Raw genomic sequence first — 16,246 nt, forward strand, 5'->3', positions numbered from 1 at the left:
GATCCAGAGCGTGAGGGTTATACCTTCACCGGTTGGAGCGTTGCGTTTGATGTGATTACGGCAAACCTCGATGTCACCGCGCAGTACGATATTAACACCTTCACCGTCCGGTTTTTGGACTGGGATGACAGCGTCATCGCAACCGAAACCGTAAATTGGAACGAAGGAGCAACTGCACCTGCGGATCCTGAACGTGACGGTTATACCTTCACCGGTTGGAACGTGGTGTTTGATGTGATTACTGCGGACTTGGATGTGATCGCAGAGTATGAAATAAACTATTACACCGTTACAGTCAACGTGATTGGTCCGGGGTTACCTATTCCAAGTCCGTTTATGGTGGCACATGGTGAACAGATTGAATTTTTGGTAGAGCCTCAACCGCAGGCGCAACTTGTCAGTGCCCTCGGGTGTGACGGTGCTGTGGATGATGACAATATGTATCGCACCGCAAGTATTATCAATGACTGTGAAATTATTCTGGAATTTGAAGCGATACCGAAAGAATTAAAGCGAAGAAGGTCATTGCTTTTGATCCTTGAGGCGATCAACCAAGCGGAAATTCAATAAAGAACGAATTTGATTATGATTAAGGACTCATGGGAGCGTTATCTGGCCCATGAGTTTTTCTTTTTCGGCGAATCCCTCAGAGTTAATTTGTTGGTTTTTTGTAATTTATGTTGAAAGTACGTTAACATTAGCAAACCCCTATTCTTATTCCGCACAGCAATTCATTTAAGCAGTCGTTTGCATGTGCATCAATTACAAGGACGTTGCACATGAATGCGCGCGCTATCTTTAGTTTAATTATTCTTTTCTTTTCCATGCATGCCTATGCTCAAGCGGATGAGTATGAGGTGTCTGGTGTAAACAACCCAGAATACTTTAATGGTATTTACTCACGGGGCGGCACGCACAGCAGTCGTCCATATTATCGTATGGATACATCGCAAAGTTGGAGTGGTGCAGCTTATCTTTACTACGGCCCAGAAGGTTGGTCGATTGGTAATGTCTTAGGCGGCTTTTCTGATATTTATAATCCAAGCAGTGCATGGACACCGCCGGCAACCGGATGGTTAGGTGGTGGGGGAGGCGAAATTCGTGTAGTTCGCCCTGAACCTCGTATTTCCTATTCAAATAAAGAGTGGTTAGAGTCGTTCGAGAACGATGGGTCATTTGAACAAACCGCCCAAATTACAATCGACAATTCTGCGGGACAAACCTTCACAGGCACCACAGGGGACGATTTCATTGCTCTTGGATATGCCATCATTGGCAATTTACCCGAGGGGCTTACTGCCAAATTGATTAAAGAACATGACCTCGGACTCGAGCTATTTTTCGAGGGGCAAGCAACGGCGTCAAGTCATGCCGATAGTGTTGAGGTTAGTTTGTCCTTTCAGGATGGTGCCTTTGAGAATGGTACCGCTGATGGGACACGGGATTCGATGACGAGTGATTTGTTATTACGCTTTCGCGATGAACTTTTTGTTGGTCCTGCCGGCGATTACTCGACTATTTCGGCTGCTGTGGCTGGAGCCAATCCCGACGATATTATTCGTGTTGCAGCGGGAACTTATACAGAACAAGAAATCACAATTAGCAAAAATTTGTCGATTATTGGCGCGGGCGCCGGAGAAACGATTGTTCAAGCGGCAGCTGCACCGAATTCTGCAACCGGGCGTGTGTTTGCTGTTGGCACGGGTTTGACCGACATGCTACTTCAGGATCTGACAATTCGGCATGGTGTCGTGATGGGGACAATCGCTAGCGGCGGTGGTGTGGAAGCGAGAAGTCCAATCACGCTCCGTAACTGCGAGGTGGTCGATAATACTGTTGAAGCAGGAGGTGGCACCGGTGGTGGTATTTCCGCAAATTCCGGACTCATTATCGAAAATTGTTTAATTGCTCGCAATCACTATATTTCAATAGAAGATCGACAAAGTGCTGGTGGTGGTATTTATAGCAGTTCACGTCAGACAACCATTGTTAATACAACGATTACTGATAACCACCTATCTTCAACTGTTGCAAACAGAGCTCAAACGTTGCGCGGTGGTGGAATTTCTATTCGGCAAGTTTTTAATGACGAGCAGGTTAGTATTTTAAATTCAACTATCGTTAATAATACGAATGAGGGGCAAGGAGGCGGAATTTCGCTTGATAATATTACGAGCACTGACGGTATCGAGCTCGTGAATAATATTGTCATTGACAATACCTCGGACGCTTCATCCAACGATGCGGATATTTTTACGACCTCGGTGTTTATTCCGGTATATATTCGCCACTCGATTATTGGCGCTGTGCCTGATGCGAATCTTGTCCATATAAATATTATAAATAGTGAGAATATTGACCCACAGCTTGATACTTTGGGTAATTATGGCGGCAATGCCATCGGCTTCCAGCTTTTGTCCGGTAGTCCAGCGATTGGTGCGGGCGTTGTCATGGATGGTATTCCCGATTTAGATCAGCGTGGCTTTAGCCGGTCAGGCAATCCTGATATTGGTGCTTTTCAATATGATGGCACGCTTCCTGTGTATGTGACTTATTTCGCCAATGGCGGCAGTGGCAGTGTTCCGGAACTTGGCCATAGTTTGTCGACTGGCAAATCGTTCACGGTGAGTGGCGCGGGGTCGTTAGTGTTTACGAATCAAGCATTTGATGGTTGGAACACAGCACAAGATGGCTCCGGAGTGCGTTATGGACCTGGAGACTCAGTCACTACCGGATCTACCGATATCAATTTGTACGCGCAATGGGTACCGGATGTGGTGCATTACACTTTGACTTACGTGGCGGGTACTGGCGGTTCTATTGACGGTGACGCCGCGCAGACCGTGATTGAGGGTGACAGCGGAACAGCGGTCACTGCAGTTGCGGATACGGGTTATTCGTTCGTTGATTGGAGTGATGGGGTGACCAGTGCGACTCGTCAGGATACGGACGTGTTTTCTGATTTGTCCGTGACCGCCAACTTTGCGTTAAATGAATACACAGTTATTTTCCTCGTCAATGGTGTGCCGTTTGATCAGCAGACTGTACAACATGGCAGCGGTGCGGTTGACCCCGGTGTACCGACGGTGACGGGCTATGATTTCATCGATTGGGATGTTGATTTTAGCGATGTTACGAGCGACTTAACGGTAAATGCTATTTTGCTGATCAAGACTTATCCGGTCAATTTCTATGATCATGAAAATAATCTGATTGTAACCGTTTATGTTGAACATGGGAGCAGTGCACCAGTGCCGACTGCACCTGCTCGCGATGGTTATACGTTTGCGGGCTGGAGTGTCGACCTTGACTCAGTCACCTCACCATTAGATGCAATTGCGCAGTACGACATCAACACCTACACCGTGCGGTTCCTCGATTGGGATGACAGCGTCCTCACAACTGAAACCGTGAATTGGAACGAAGCGGCAACTGCACCAGCAGATCCAGAGCGTGAGGGTTATACCTTTAGCGGTTGGGATGTTGGCTTTGCGACAATTACGTCTGATTTAGATGTGACCGCGCAGTACGACATCAACACCTATACCGTCACTGTTGAAGTGATTGGTCCAGGCCTAGCAGTGCCAAGCCCGATCAGTGTGGTGTATGGCGAACAGGTGGAGTTCGCCGTTCAGCCAGAGCCGAGGGCTCGGCTTGTTAGTGCGGTAGGGTGTGATGGTGCGGTTGACGAAAACAATATCTATCGTACCGGCAACATCATTGACGACTGCGAGATCATTTTAGAGTTTGAAGCAATACCGAGACCTACAAAACGTGGGCGGTCATTGATACTTATTATTGAAGCAGTTAGGCAGGCCGAAAACGATCTCTAGAATTCTGGTGGTTCAAGCGATAAACTCACGGGTTAATGGAATTAGCCCGTGAGTTTTTTTTCGGGCAAACGAGTGGATGAACTATGAACGACAATATTGTCTGGCATCAAGCATCAGTGTCGCACGCTGAGCGCAATGCCCAAAAGCAGCATCAACCGGCGTTGTTGTGGTACACCGGGCTCAGTGGCTCGGGGAAATCAACGATAGCGAATGCGGTTGATCGCAAGCTCTTTGAATTAGGCTGTCATACCTATGTTTTGGATGGCGATAACGTCCGCCATGGCTTGAATAAAGATCTCGGTTTTGACGACACGTCGAGAGTCGAAAATATTCGCCGTATCACTGAAGTTGCCAATTTATTCCTCGATGCGGGATTAATTGTCGGCACTGCCTTTATTTCCCCGTTCTTGGCGGATCGGGCACAAGCGCGTTCCCTTGCCGGTCAGCGCTTTATTGAAGTGTTTGTTGATACGCCACTCGAGACCTGTGAACAACGGGATCCCAAAGGGCTATACAAGAAAGCACGAGCGGGTGACATTCCTCATTTTACCGGCATATCTTCACCGTACGAAGCCCCGGAAAACCCTGAGATTCATTTACGAACCGCCGAAATGAGTGTTGAAGGCGCTGCTGACCAAGTGGTCGCTTATTTGCGTTCACGTGGTATTGTTACCGCTTAACGTTTTGCAATGTGTGCTGCACAAGGAACGGATAAGAATAATGAAGTATATTGATGTATTCAACGGTGATGCCGATGGCATTTTTTCTTTAATTCAGTTGCGTAAAGTATGGCCGCAAGAGAGCCGCTTGGTCACCGGCGTGAAACGCGACAATGCCTTGGTGCGACAAATCACGTCGCAAGAAGCGGATGGTGCACATCTTTCTATTTTAGACATTTCATTTGATAAGAATACGGATGAACTTGCGCGTGTGCTCGAGCGGGCTGAGTCGGTGTTATATGTGGACCATCACCAAGCGAAGACGTTGTTTGAGCATCCTAAGCTCACATGTCGTTTAGACTATGCTGCGGACAAATGTACGGGCTTATTATTACGCGATTATTTAGTTGATAACGCCGTACTGACGGAAGAGATGCGACATAATTTGTCGTTGTGGGCGATAACCGCCGCGTACGGCGATGGTTTAGACAAGGTCGCCGATGCGCAAGCCGATACACTCGATTTGTCGGCATCACAAAGAGCTCAACTGCGCGAACTTGGTATTTTGGTGAATTACAATGGTTATGGTGCGCACGTCACCGATTTGCACTTTGCCCCGGATGACTTATATCAGCGCCTGCAACGATACGACTCACCGTTTGCTGTGGTCGCAGACGCAAATTCGCCATACAGCAGGTTAAAAGCTGGCTACGATAGTGATCTTGCTTTGGCTGAGCAGAGTGACGTATTGATCGAAAATGATACGCTGATTGCGATTCAACTCGCCGATGCGCCATGGTCACGGCGAATCAGTGGTACCTTTGGTAACTTGCTGGCAACTGGTAATCCGAATAAAGCGATTGTCATTGCGACACAAAATGTCGCAAAAGGCGGAGAGCCCGCAACCTTGACGATTAGTTTGCGCGCACCAAAGAATAATTTACAGGGTGCTGGCGATATTTGTGCATCATTTCCAACGGGTGGTGGGCGCGCAGGTGCAGCAGGGGTGAATGCCTTGCCAGTTGCGAATTTGGTTAAATTTATTAATCAGGTTATTGAGTATTATTCGCGTTAGTACTATTTCTTCACAACTTTTGTTGTACTAGATTTGTGTAACCTAGCCTGCGTAGCATTTCGATTCTTTAACTACAGGTTTTAAATGGATATTAACACATTATTGGTTTCATCTCGAACAGCTGATGTCATATCGGAACAACTAATCGGTTACGTCGAACTGCCGGAAGATTTAATTATTCAAGATCAGGGGTTAAAAAAATATCGAGCCGACCAAATGGGTGTTCAAACTCTCGATGTTACCTCATGGGATAATGGAGCATATATTGGTTGCTTTGATGCTGGAGAATATTGGCACATTCGAACTGATCTTACGGGTCAAGAACTTCTTTATTTATACGAAAGTAAGGACGGGTGGGGCGCCTCAAATTCTTTGTACGATTTGAGAAACTTTGTAAGACAGTCAGGATGGTCGCTTACCACGGATTTAGTTGGCTTGCATTCTTTAGGAACAAAAGCATGGAATGCCCAGCCGTCTATTCACAGAACTTCATTCAAAGAAATTAAGTTGCTGCGGTCGAACCAGTGGGTAAAAATATTGAAGACGACAGCCCAGATGGAGGTTTTTACCACGCCATTGAGTGCAGTCTTACGTTCCAAGCCTGAGTTATCATGTAAAGAGTTGCTTGAACTTGGCATTGAAGACTCTATCAATTCTTTGTATTCCTTCTCAAGAGTGTCACCAAATTTTCATTTGATTTGTCAACTAAGTGGTGGTCGAGATTCTCGTGCGAGCTTTGGAATGCTAACCAAAATACCGATAGAAAACGTTCGTTTCAGCATTCAATCAAATAAGCAAAGTAGAGATGAGCTTGTCGTTGCTGAGGAAATAGCTGAAGCATTTGGTTATCGAGTTAATCAATTTTCTTTAGATAAACGTCCTTATGCGAGAAGCGAAGACGTTTATGAAAATTGGAAACGCGCATCTCTGGGTACATATACTCCGATTTATGCGTCTCATTTCGCCGCATCGAACTTTGGAATTCAGATTAAAGGGGACATTCCAATTTCGATTTCAGACTCTTTTTATGCGAAAACCTATGACTCATATGTTAAGCGGGTAAAATCAAGCCTGACGAATAGAGTGATTCGCAAAGAAATGGAGAAAGAGTTGGGTGAATTTAAGAAATCATTAATTCTTGATGGTTTTAGCGAGGATGAGGCAAAAGCGCTTCTCTATTTCTGTTTTCGTTCTCGCTTTCATTCAGGTAGACGTTGGTCTCGACAATTGAATCATCTCGGCTTTGTTCACGCGCCAATTATGAATAAACATATCGTCATGGCTGCAATCAAGGCGATTGAGGAAGGACTTACTATGGATGCGTTTAAAAGCAATATTCTTATTGGACTAAACCATAGGCTCGCTCTATTTCCTTTCAGTGATGACGATAAGAACATCTCACTTGATGATGTTAAAGCGAGCCTCTTCCCTGAGTCTCCCAATTTTAACTTGAGACAAAAAAGAGTTCACGTTGATGAGTCAGAATTGAAAACACAGAAACTTGTAACGTCCAAAAAAAGAGTAACTCGAATAGACTTCATTGATCAGCTAAAGAGTGATTTTGATTCAATTAAGGTCGAACTGCAAAGCTGTGAATGGTTTGATCAGTCACTGCTTGAACGAGCAAACAAAGAGCTCGCTGCAAAGAAATCATTGGCTCACAATTTCAGAGCAACGGTATTTTGCCTGCATGTAGCTTTTGCTTTGAACTTAATTTAGCGTAACTGGACTTGCATAACTAAGGCATTTTTTATTATGAGCTATCAGGCAATTGGCCTTTTTGTCCACACTATCTTTGATAAAAAACTCCCGGCTCAAATGTTGAGTGGGTATGCGTTTACCAACTCTGCGTTTATTTTAGAGAACGCCGGTTTGATAAAGTACAAGCAGAAATACCAGAACCTATATAAGGACGTTGTTTTCGGACGGTTTTCTTTGATCGAGCATGATGGTAGGAAAGTGTTTATTAGAACAGATCCTAGTGGTCAAGATACGTTGTTCGTGTTCGATGACGGTAAACATTGGGGGATCAGCAATAGCTTGTTATTGCTCACTCAAACGCTTCACCTCCATGGCGTGAAAACTGAATTTGCACCGGAAAGTCTTGATGCTTTTTTTGTTGGCGGAGGTGGAATACTCGGTGGTCAAATAGTCAGTAATAAAACAGCCATAGAGCATTGTCGCTTATTATCGCCAAACCAATATGTTGAATTAAATTACGAGAATAAGACTCCAACACTTACGGTGCAAGTTCTTCAAAAACCTAAACGTAGCGAAAGTTATGAACACTTTTTGAAGAGTTTTGGAGAGTCGTGGTTGCAACGAGTAAAAGCTTTTGCGGCTGTACAAAGAAGTCTATCGATTTCATTGTCTGGTGGCGTTGATAGTCGAGTGAGTAAAGCGCTATTGCACGCTTCAAATGTTGATTATCAATGCTATTCTCATGCAGACTCTCCAGATGATTTGAAAGTTGCGAAGCAATTGTGTTTCGAGAGTGGCGCATTACTGACGTCAAATCGAAGTGAGCTTCAGCCAAGAGTGAATAAAAAGAGCCACAAGTTCGCTTTAAAAGACAGCATACGTTTAGGTTTGTATGCTTCAGCGGGAGTTTACAATCGTTTCGCACCGGTGCGAAGCTTCAATCTTCACCGTCGTATCAATTTTGTGGGCGGCAGTTTGATTGGACCGGTCACTATGAGTTTTGATACTCGCAAGCGGTTGGAAGCCATTGAACTTAGATATGGTGCGCAAGGTATACATGTGGCTGAAGAAATTGCTGCTGGTATTAAGGGATTGGGGTTAGAAGTTGATGATCCATTTGCCATGTTCCACCATTACGCTAACTTTAGAAGTCGTATTCATTATGGAGCAGCTTGGAGAACTGCGTCACAGACCATTGAAGTTCATCCCTGCATGGACTCTGTATTATTAGAACTGCCAGAACTTGTGTCAAAAGAGTACATTATGGGTAATGGGGTACCACGAGACATTATCCATATGCTAGCCCCAAGCTTAGGTGCTGTTGAATACGATGCTCCAGGTAAAATCCAAAGCCCAGAACGCACGTCCGCTTATCCGTCGTTAGCTCCTAAAGATGATCTTGAGCTTTTCTTTGATGTCGACGAAATTGAACCTAAGTCCACTGATTTATCAATAGCGTTTCCGAGCAAGCCGGGAGGATCACGAGAGCAAGAAAAATATTTGCGCTCACTTTTCCCAGAGTTGGAGTCTTTTGCATTAGAAATTGGTTTCAACGACTCGGTTATCGCTAAAGCCAAAGCTGAAATAGAACAAGGTAAACGCTTGATGGCGTACGGAAATATAATTAATTTGTATGCGTTATCGCATGGGATTGATAAGGTCTTGCCGTTAATCGACTAGATATATCAGTATACTGGCAAGCCTGTTAAGGCTCAATTTTAGTTTAGTCTTCTTACATTGTTGTTGAGGGAATGGAAATTATGGCGTGCAAAATGGAATTTTCGGAACAGTGGTTGGACGAAGAACTGATTGAACTTGAAAAGCAGATGACTACTTTTTATAGTCAACTCAATTCATTGCAGAGAAAGATTGCCAGATGTGACGAATCGAGCAGTCGGAAAGCTGAGTTTTTACAGCGTATATGTGCGCTTACTCCTCCGGATAAGTATTCTAAACTTTTAATTGATAAAGCGGTGACGCATAAGGTCCAAATTGAACGCCTATCTTCATTTAGATTACTTATGTCGATAGCTACCAAAAGACGACGTCTATCAGGTCACAAAGTTGAGTGGTTTTTGAACAACAAGAGATCAGCCCAAAAGTACGCTCAGCAAAAATTGGTTGATATACCGCATGTTTATCAGCAAGGTGTACCTTTATCAGATATACAATTTCGGCCTATGTCAGTCATCAAACCGTTGAGAGGAAAGTCCGCTATTGGAATTTTTCTAATTCGGTCCGAAAAGGAAATATACGAAGTAAAATCGGGAGCCAAATTAGTCGGATTCAAAGCGCTAAGCGAAGTGCTTCAAGACTTCGTTAGAAATGGTAAGCTTAAAGCTGATTCATGGATTAACGAGGAGTTAATTGGAGACTTTCACAATGAAACATTTCAACCTGCTAGAGACCTGAAATTTTATTGTTTCTATGGAAAAGTCGCGATGATTCTTGAAGTTGACCGCACAGCGGGCAGTCGTTATTGTGAATGGCTTCCAGATGGAACTCTCGCCGACACAGAGCGTTACAAAGGGCGCTCATTTATTGGTCAAGGGTTCACTAAGGAGCAACTGCTTCAAGCGGAAGCGTTTAGTTTAACGATTCCGGTGCCATTTATTCGAATTGACTTCTTGGCCACAAAAGACCGATTTGTGTTCGGTGAATTCACACCACGACCAGGTCAATTTAATAGCTTTTCAGACGCGTTTGATCGCTATCTTGGCGAACATTACCTCGCAGCAGAAGCGCGTTTAAGTAAACATGCAGCCATTGAGTGGCTTGAGCGTATTACGTAAGCTACACGATCTTCTTATTTACACGTTTGAACATTTTGGAAATTTATAAATGCGGACTTATATAGTCACCGGCGGTGCCGGATTTATCGGCTCTGCAGTTGTACGAGAGCTGATAGACAATTCGAAGCATCGCGTAATTAACGTTGATAAATTGACCTATGCGGGTAACTTGGATTCATTGAAAACGGTTGCTGACTCATCTCGTTATCAGTTTGTCCAAGCGGACATTTGCGATGCGGTTTCGATGGCCAAGGTGTTTGCTGATTATCAACCCGATGTTGTGATGCACCTCGCAGCTGAGAGTCATGTGGATCGCTCCATTGATGGTCCAGCGGAGTTTATTCAAACCAATATTGTTGGCACTTATACATTACTCGAAGCCGCCCGAGCCTACTGGCAACAACTGTCGGCAGAAAAGAGAGAACGATTCCGTTTCCATCATATTTCCACTGATGAAGTGTATGGTGACCTGCACGGCACGGATGACCTATTTACTGAAACTACACCGTATGCACCGAGCTCGCCTTATTCAGCGAGTAAAGCAAGTTCAGATCACTTAGTACGAGCATGGCAGCGCACTTATGGCTTACCCACCATTGTGACCAATTGCTCAAATAACTATGGCCCATTCCATTTTCCAGAAAAGCTCATTCCATTAATGATCTTAAATGCCTTAAACGGAAAACCGCTTCCGGTGTATGGTAACGGTCAACAGATTCGTGATTGGCTCTACGTGGAAGATCATGCGCGGGCACTGATTCATGTAGCAAACACGGGTGCAGTTGGGGAAACCTACAATATTGGTGGTCATAACGAAAAGCAAAACATAGAGGTGGTCCGCACCATTTGCGCGTTATTGGAAGAACTGGCACCGAATAAACCTGAAGGTGTGGCGCGTTATGAGGATTTGATTACCTATGTCACCGATCGTCCAGGCCATGACGTGCGTTACGCAATTGATGCGAGCAAGATTGCAGCCGAGTTAGGCTGGACACCACAAGAGAGTTTTGAAACTGGACTACGCAAAACCGTGCAATGGTATTTGCACAATACGACGTGGTGGCAACGCGTTCTCGATGGCTCTTACCGTCAGGTTGAAGGTCGGGATGAAGAAGGGGCCATGGATGAACGATGAGCATCCACATCCGAACAGTGGCAGCTTTTTTGCACATGAAAAAGCACGAGGGACGAACGATTCGATTGGACGACGTACTGAAGTTGAGAATACTCGAAAACTGTCGTGATTCGAATCTGAGATTAGCGCAATTGCTGGAGCGGGACCTGTCGAAGCATGGATATTATTAACGGAACACGAGCCGAAGCTACGGAAGGTATGGAACGCATAAAGATTTTCCTTACCGGCGGCAAGGGTCAGGTTGGCTTTGAATTGGCTCGGCATTTTAATTTGATTGGTGATGTCTATGCACCAACGCGCGCTGAACTTGATTTAAGCGACCTGACCGCGGTTCAGGCTTATTTGGATGAAGTGCAGCCTTCACTGGTTTTAAATGCGGCGGCTTACACGGCGGTCGATCGAGCCGAAACCGACCAAACGGTATGCTGGCAGTTGAATGTGAAACTGCCGGAGTTGTTGGCGACCTATTGTCGTAATACTGACTCGGCATTCATTCATTTCTCGTCAGACTATGTGTATTCGGGCGCTGGCGAGCATTTTCGCCATGAGCACGAAAGTACGCAGCCGATCAACTTCTACGGTCGTTCGAAGTTGGCCGGTGACCAAGCCGTGGCCAAAGCGTCACGCGACAATATGTGGTACATTTTGCGAACGAGCTGGGTGTATAGCGCGCGCGGTAATAATTTTATGAAAACCATGCTAAGGCTTGGTGCCTCGAAACATGAATTAAACGTCGTAAATGATCAGATTGGTGCTCCGACGCCGGCGCGTTTACTCGCGTTGTCGGCACTTTTATTAACGGAGAATATGGCCGACAGTGGCGTTTATCATGTTGCTCCGCGGGGCGAAACGTCTTGGCAGGGCTTTGCCCAAGAGATTTTCCGACAAGCGCTTGCCGCTGGGGTGCCGTTGGCGATTACGCCGGACAACGTGTTCGGCATTGCCAGTGAAGATTATCCGACTCCAGCACAGCGCCCACTGAACTCTCGATTAGACGTAAGCGCGCTCGAAAGCGCTGTGATGATTGACATGCCATCGTGGCAAAGCGAGCTGGCGTTAACATTGGCAGAATATTTGGACAAGCAATAGCTGCGACAGATTTTGTCGCAACAAAAAGGCAGTGTATGGCATATAAAGGTATTATTTTAGCAGGTGGATCCGGTACGCGTTTACATCCCATTACCCGTGGGGTGTCGAAGCAGCTGTTGCCCATTTACGACAAGCCGATGATTTATTATCCGATTTCTGTGCTGATGTTGGCGGGAATTCGCGAGATTTTAATCATTTCTACGCCGGACGATTTGCCGCAATACGAGAAGTTGTTAGGGGATGGTTCGGAACTAGGCCTGAAGTTTGAGTATGCTGTCCAACCGAGTCCCGACGGGCTGGCCCAAGCATTTTTAATTGGTGAGTCATTTATTGGCGACTCGCCAGTGTGTTTGGTTTTAGGTGACAACATCTTCCATGGTCAACATTTCTCTGATCAGCTGAAGCGTGCCGCTTCGCGACAATCGGGTGCGACCGTGTTTGGTTATATGGTGAAAGATCCTGAGCGCTTTGGTGTGGTCGAGTTTGATGACAACTATCGAGCGTTGTCGATTGAAGAAAAACCGGCGAAACCACGGTCGAGTTACGCGGTCACTGGTCTTTATTTTTATGACAATGATGTGGTGAAAATTGCCAAACAAGTAAAGCCTTCTGCGCGTGGCGAGTTGGAAATTACGAGTGTCAACAATGCCTATCTAGAGCGTGGTGATTTGAATGTTGAGCGCCTTGGACGTGGCTTTGCTTGGCTTGACACGGGTACTCACGATTCATTGCTCGAGGCCAGTGCGTACGTGCAAACGATAGAACATCGGCAAGGGTTGAAAGTCGCTTGTTTAGAAGAGATCAGCTGGAAGAATGGCTGGATTGATGATGCACAGCTGCTTGCTCATGGCGAGTCGCTGCAGAAGACGCAGTATGGTGAATATTTACTGGGCTTGTTGAAGAAGTAATGTCATTTATTCGAGAGTTTAGCGGCATACCCGTCTCCTTATCTGTGTCACCTTGGCGCGAGCGTGTGCTCACGGCACAGCATCATGCTGATCCAGTAATGCGCGAGGCACTGCTGAAGTCAGCTAAGGTTTATTTAGATCAGAGCTTTGAACAGCTGTGTAAGGTTGGGGCATGGCCACGAATTTTTATTTGGCACAACTATCCGTTGGAGATGTGCTTGGCGTCTGCGTTAACGGGCGATCCGCGCTATTACCAAAAAGCTTTTGCTGATCTTCATGCGTTAACACAGTTTGACGATCTCGGTTACCACCTATTTAGCAAATATCCGCCACATGGCCCTGGGTTACTGGTGGTTGCCTTAGGTATTGTTTTACAAGCCTTTGGTGACGAACTGAGAGAGGATGATACTGCGCTGTGTTATCGGTTGATGCAATCCTATTGTTTACGCATCGATGAGGACCGCCGCGCGTCTGCTTGGGGTGATAAGAAGCCTGCGCGACTCATGTGGAACCATTCCATTGTTGGCTACGCGGCTCTTTATTTTGGTGGCTTTAGTCGCTTGCAAAGCCAACTTGATTTGACACCGAATGAACTTGCACAAGCACAACACTGGTATCAGGTTGGTCGGGAAAAGACGCAGGCGTTCATACTGTATGGGCTAACTGAGTGTGGTGTAAATCGGGAAGGTCTGTCGTACGCAGGCATGACGTTAAAGGCAGTGATGCCGTGTGTATATCAAGAAGCACTGGCTAACGGTGAGCTGGATCGAACCTTGCTAGAGCGATTACACCGTTATACCGAATATGTCGCTTTTGAGGTGGTGCCGGAAGGCGCGACGCTTTGGAATTACAATGACTCTTACATGAACCCGTTGTTGGCACTGAATGGCTATTGGCTGGCGGCCGAATTATCGGGACAACAAGCGATTGCCATGCCGGTGTGGCGGCAACTACTCGGTGACCTCGGTAATCAGTCTTATGGGGCGGACCCGAAGCAATGGCGCAGCAGTTTGTTCGAATCGGTGTTATTTGGTGCGCGCACCGACACCACGATGGCCGATTTAGCACTGCCAAATTCGCGATACTTTGCCGAGAAAGGCTACGTTGTGTATCGAGATTCTTGGCAGCCGAATGCGTTTGCATTCACGTTCTCGTGTGGCATGGGCGTGCAACGCATTCATCAGCAGTCGGATCATAATTCATTTACGCTCGCGTTAGACGGGCGACCAGTGATTATTGATACTGGGCCTTGCAATAAAAAGTTGGCCGATTCATTTTCACAAAGTGGTGCGCACCAAAGTATTTTGGTTGACGGTAAAGGCATGGCCTTATGTGGCGGTAGTGCTTCGACTTCTGGGGTTTTCAAAGCATACGCCGAAAACGACGTTTCCGTTTTTATGCGTGGCGATGCGCGTAAAGCATACAACGCCGAAGATTATAATCCGGTGAAATCGGCGTCTCGCAGTATTTGGGTGTTGAAGACGAGTACTCCAGTGGTGGTTATTCGTGACTTTATGTCCTTAGGTGACGATCGAAAGCATGACTTTGAGTGGCTATTGCACACGCCGATGGCGCTTGATTTAGCCCAGCAAAATGCACAGCTCATTCAGTCGGATTGGCTTCGTAGTCGCTTCGTTTTAAACGATGTTGCGCAGCAAACGCCGGTTTTGAGTTTGCATTTCTTTACGCGTCGGCCGCGCAAGGCGCATGGCGAGGTTCGCGAGAATCCAAAAGCTTATGACGACCAGTATGTGATCAATCATCGACGTTTGCGTTTTCCGGTGACGGCAAAATCCGGATTGTTCTGGGTCGTTTTATTGCCCGAGGAAAAAGGTTTACGTATTGAGTCCGTTGAGCATCGACAATATGACTCTGGTAAAGCTATGGTATTGACCTTGAATGACAAGGGTGAAGTGAAGCAGTTTGTGTTGCAAAATGGCCGACCTGCAAAACTACAATCAACACCATAATTCGAACTTGAGGACGCAGGGTTGAAAAAGGTAATACTGCACATTGGTACAGGGAAAACAGGCTCGACTGCATTGCAAGAGGGACTGTATTTTGCTCATAAAAATAATGCGCTTGGACCAGCGTGTTATCCGCGCCTGTTGGGTAAGCATCATCACAACGAGCTTTGTACGTTGGTCATGCCTCATGAGCGGATCCGCCGCGATATACGCTCACGTTTTCCCGAGGATAATCAGGACTACCAGAATTATGTGGCCTCGGTACGCACTGCGTTTGTCAGCGAAATGGCTGAACACGATACCGTATTGCTTTCGGGCGAATATTTTTGTGGTTTTAATGCTCAAGAAGCACAAGAGTTTGTCAATATTTTACGGCAGTTAGGTTTTACTGAAATTCATACATTAGTGTATTTTCGGGAACCGGTTTCATTGTATTTGTCGCAAATTCAACAACGTTTGAAAGCGTCGTCGACGTTCAGTGACCCGCGAACCTTTCAGTTTGGTTATTTACGAATTCTTCAGCAATGGGAAGGGTTAACGGCAAGTTTGTCGGTGCGTGAATTTGATCGCCGTCGGCTCGTTGGTGGCGATATTGTCGATGACTTTTTAGCATTCGTCGAACAGGTTATTGGAACTCAATTGACGGTTCCGGCGCGACATCGTCGAGCTTCGAATGAATCGCTTTCGGCGGCGTCGATGGCTTTGTTGCAAGATTTCCGTCGGCAGTTTTATGCGGATCACGACAATGTATTCGATCCGGCAACGGTTGCTTTGTTAAAACGTTTGCCTAAACTCGAGGCTGCGATTGGTTTACAGGCGCGTCCACAGTTATGTTCGACTGTGGCGCAATATATTCGTTATCGCCATCGTCAGCAAATGTCAGTACTGGCTGAACAGTATCATGTTCGTTGGTCGATCAGTGATGAGCCGGTGGAGTTGCACGGTGATTACAATGATGTGCGCGACGTCGTTGATTATTCAGCGTCCGATGAGATGGCTTACAAGCGCCTGTGCTTGCAGTTTATTCACGCAAAGTTACCAAAAAAATGATTTTATTCGAGCGGTCTAAAACGATAGTAAAAGAAAA

The 16,246-nt window shown here is 46.0% G+C and carries 12 protein-coding genes; all 12 read left to right on the forward strand.

Translation table 11 applies throughout. From position 1 onward, the window contains the following. A partial coding sequence (locus LAT77_RS11075; RefSeq protein WP_290564628.1) for an InlB B-repeat-containing protein occupies nt 1-570 on the forward strand: 570 nt, incomplete at its 5' end. Between the two features lie 209 nt (nt 571-779). After that, nucleotides 780-3,833: an InlB B-repeat-containing protein gene (locus LAT77_RS11080; protein WP_290564629.1), complete on the forward strand. Its 3,054-nt coding sequence runs from the start codon at nt 780-782 to the stop codon at nt 3,831-3,833. A gap of 83 nt (nt 3,834-3,916) precedes the next feature. After that, nucleotides 3,917-4,513, forward strand: coding sequence for an adenylyl-sulfate kinase (cysC, locus tag LAT77_RS11085; RefSeq protein WP_290564630.1), 597 nt, complete (start codon nt 3,917-3,919; stop codon nt 4,511-4,513). A 40-nt stretch (nt 4,514-4,553) separates the two neighbouring features. After that, nucleotides 4,554-5,567 (forward strand): DHH family phosphoesterase, encoded by a 1,014-nt coding sequence (locus tag LAT77_RS11090; RefSeq protein WP_290564631.1) that lies wholly within the window; start codon nt 4,554-4,556, stop codon nt 5,565-5,567. A gap of 84 nt (nt 5,568-5,651) precedes the next feature. Then, nucleotides 5,652-7,286 carry a hypothetical protein gene (locus LAT77_RS11095; RefSeq protein ID WP_290564632.1) on the forward strand — a complete coding sequence of 545 codons (1,635 nt, stop codon included), beginning with the start codon at nt 5,652-5,654 and terminating at the stop codon, nt 7,284-7,286. Between the two features lie 36 nt (nt 7,287-7,322). Continuing rightward, a complete protein-coding gene (locus LAT77_RS11100; RefSeq protein ID WP_290564633.1) occupies nt 7,323-8,948 on the forward strand; it encodes a hypothetical protein in 1,626 nt (541 codons plus the stop codon). Between the two features lie 92 nt (nt 8,949-9,040). Next, complete coding sequence (locus tag LAT77_RS11105; protein ID WP_290564634.1) at nt 9,041-10,060, forward strand: ATP-grasp fold amidoligase family protein; 1,020 nt, start codon at nt 9,041-9,043, stop codon at nt 10,058-10,060. Between the two features lie 49 nt (nt 10,061-10,109). Further along, a complete protein-coding gene (gene rfbB, locus LAT77_RS11110; RefSeq protein ID WP_290564635.1) occupies nt 10,110-11,195 on the forward strand; it encodes a dTDP-glucose 4,6-dehydratase in 1,086 nt (361 codons plus the stop codon). Nucleotides 11,196-11,351: 156 nt separating this feature from the next. Then, nucleotides 11,352-12,284 carry a dTDP-4-dehydrorhamnose reductase gene (gene rfbD / locus LAT77_RS11115; RefSeq protein ID WP_290564636.1) on the forward strand — a complete coding sequence of 311 codons (933 nt, stop codon included), beginning with the start codon at nt 11,352-11,354 and terminating at the stop codon, nt 12,282-12,284. Nucleotides 12,285-12,319: 35 nt separating this feature from the next. Beyond that, nucleotides 12,320-13,192 carry a glucose-1-phosphate thymidylyltransferase RfbA gene (gene rfbA / locus LAT77_RS11120; protein WP_290564637.1) on the forward strand — a complete coding sequence of 291 codons (873 nt, stop codon included), beginning with the start codon at nt 12,320-12,322 and terminating at the stop codon, nt 13,190-13,192. Beyond that, on the forward strand, nt 13,192-15,162 hold the full coding sequence (locus LAT77_RS11125; protein WP_290564638.1) for a heparinase II/III family protein: 1,971 nt from the start codon (nt 13,192-13,194) through the stop codon (nt 15,160-15,162). The genes rfbA and LAT77_RS11125 overlap by 1 nt, the downstream gene beginning before the upstream one ends. Nucleotides 15,163-15,183: 21 nt before the next feature. Next, nucleotides 15,184-16,209, forward strand: coding sequence for a hypothetical protein (locus LAT77_RS11130; RefSeq protein ID WP_290564639.1), 1,026 nt, complete (start codon nt 15,184-15,186; stop codon nt 16,207-16,209). Nucleotides 16,210-16,246: the final 37 nt, after the last annotated feature.

This window comes from Aliidiomarina sp. (genome assembly GCF_022565475.1).
In the GTDB taxonomy this organism is placed as follows: Bacteria; Pseudomonadota; Gammaproteobacteria; order Enterobacterales; family Alteromonadaceae; genus Aliidiomarina.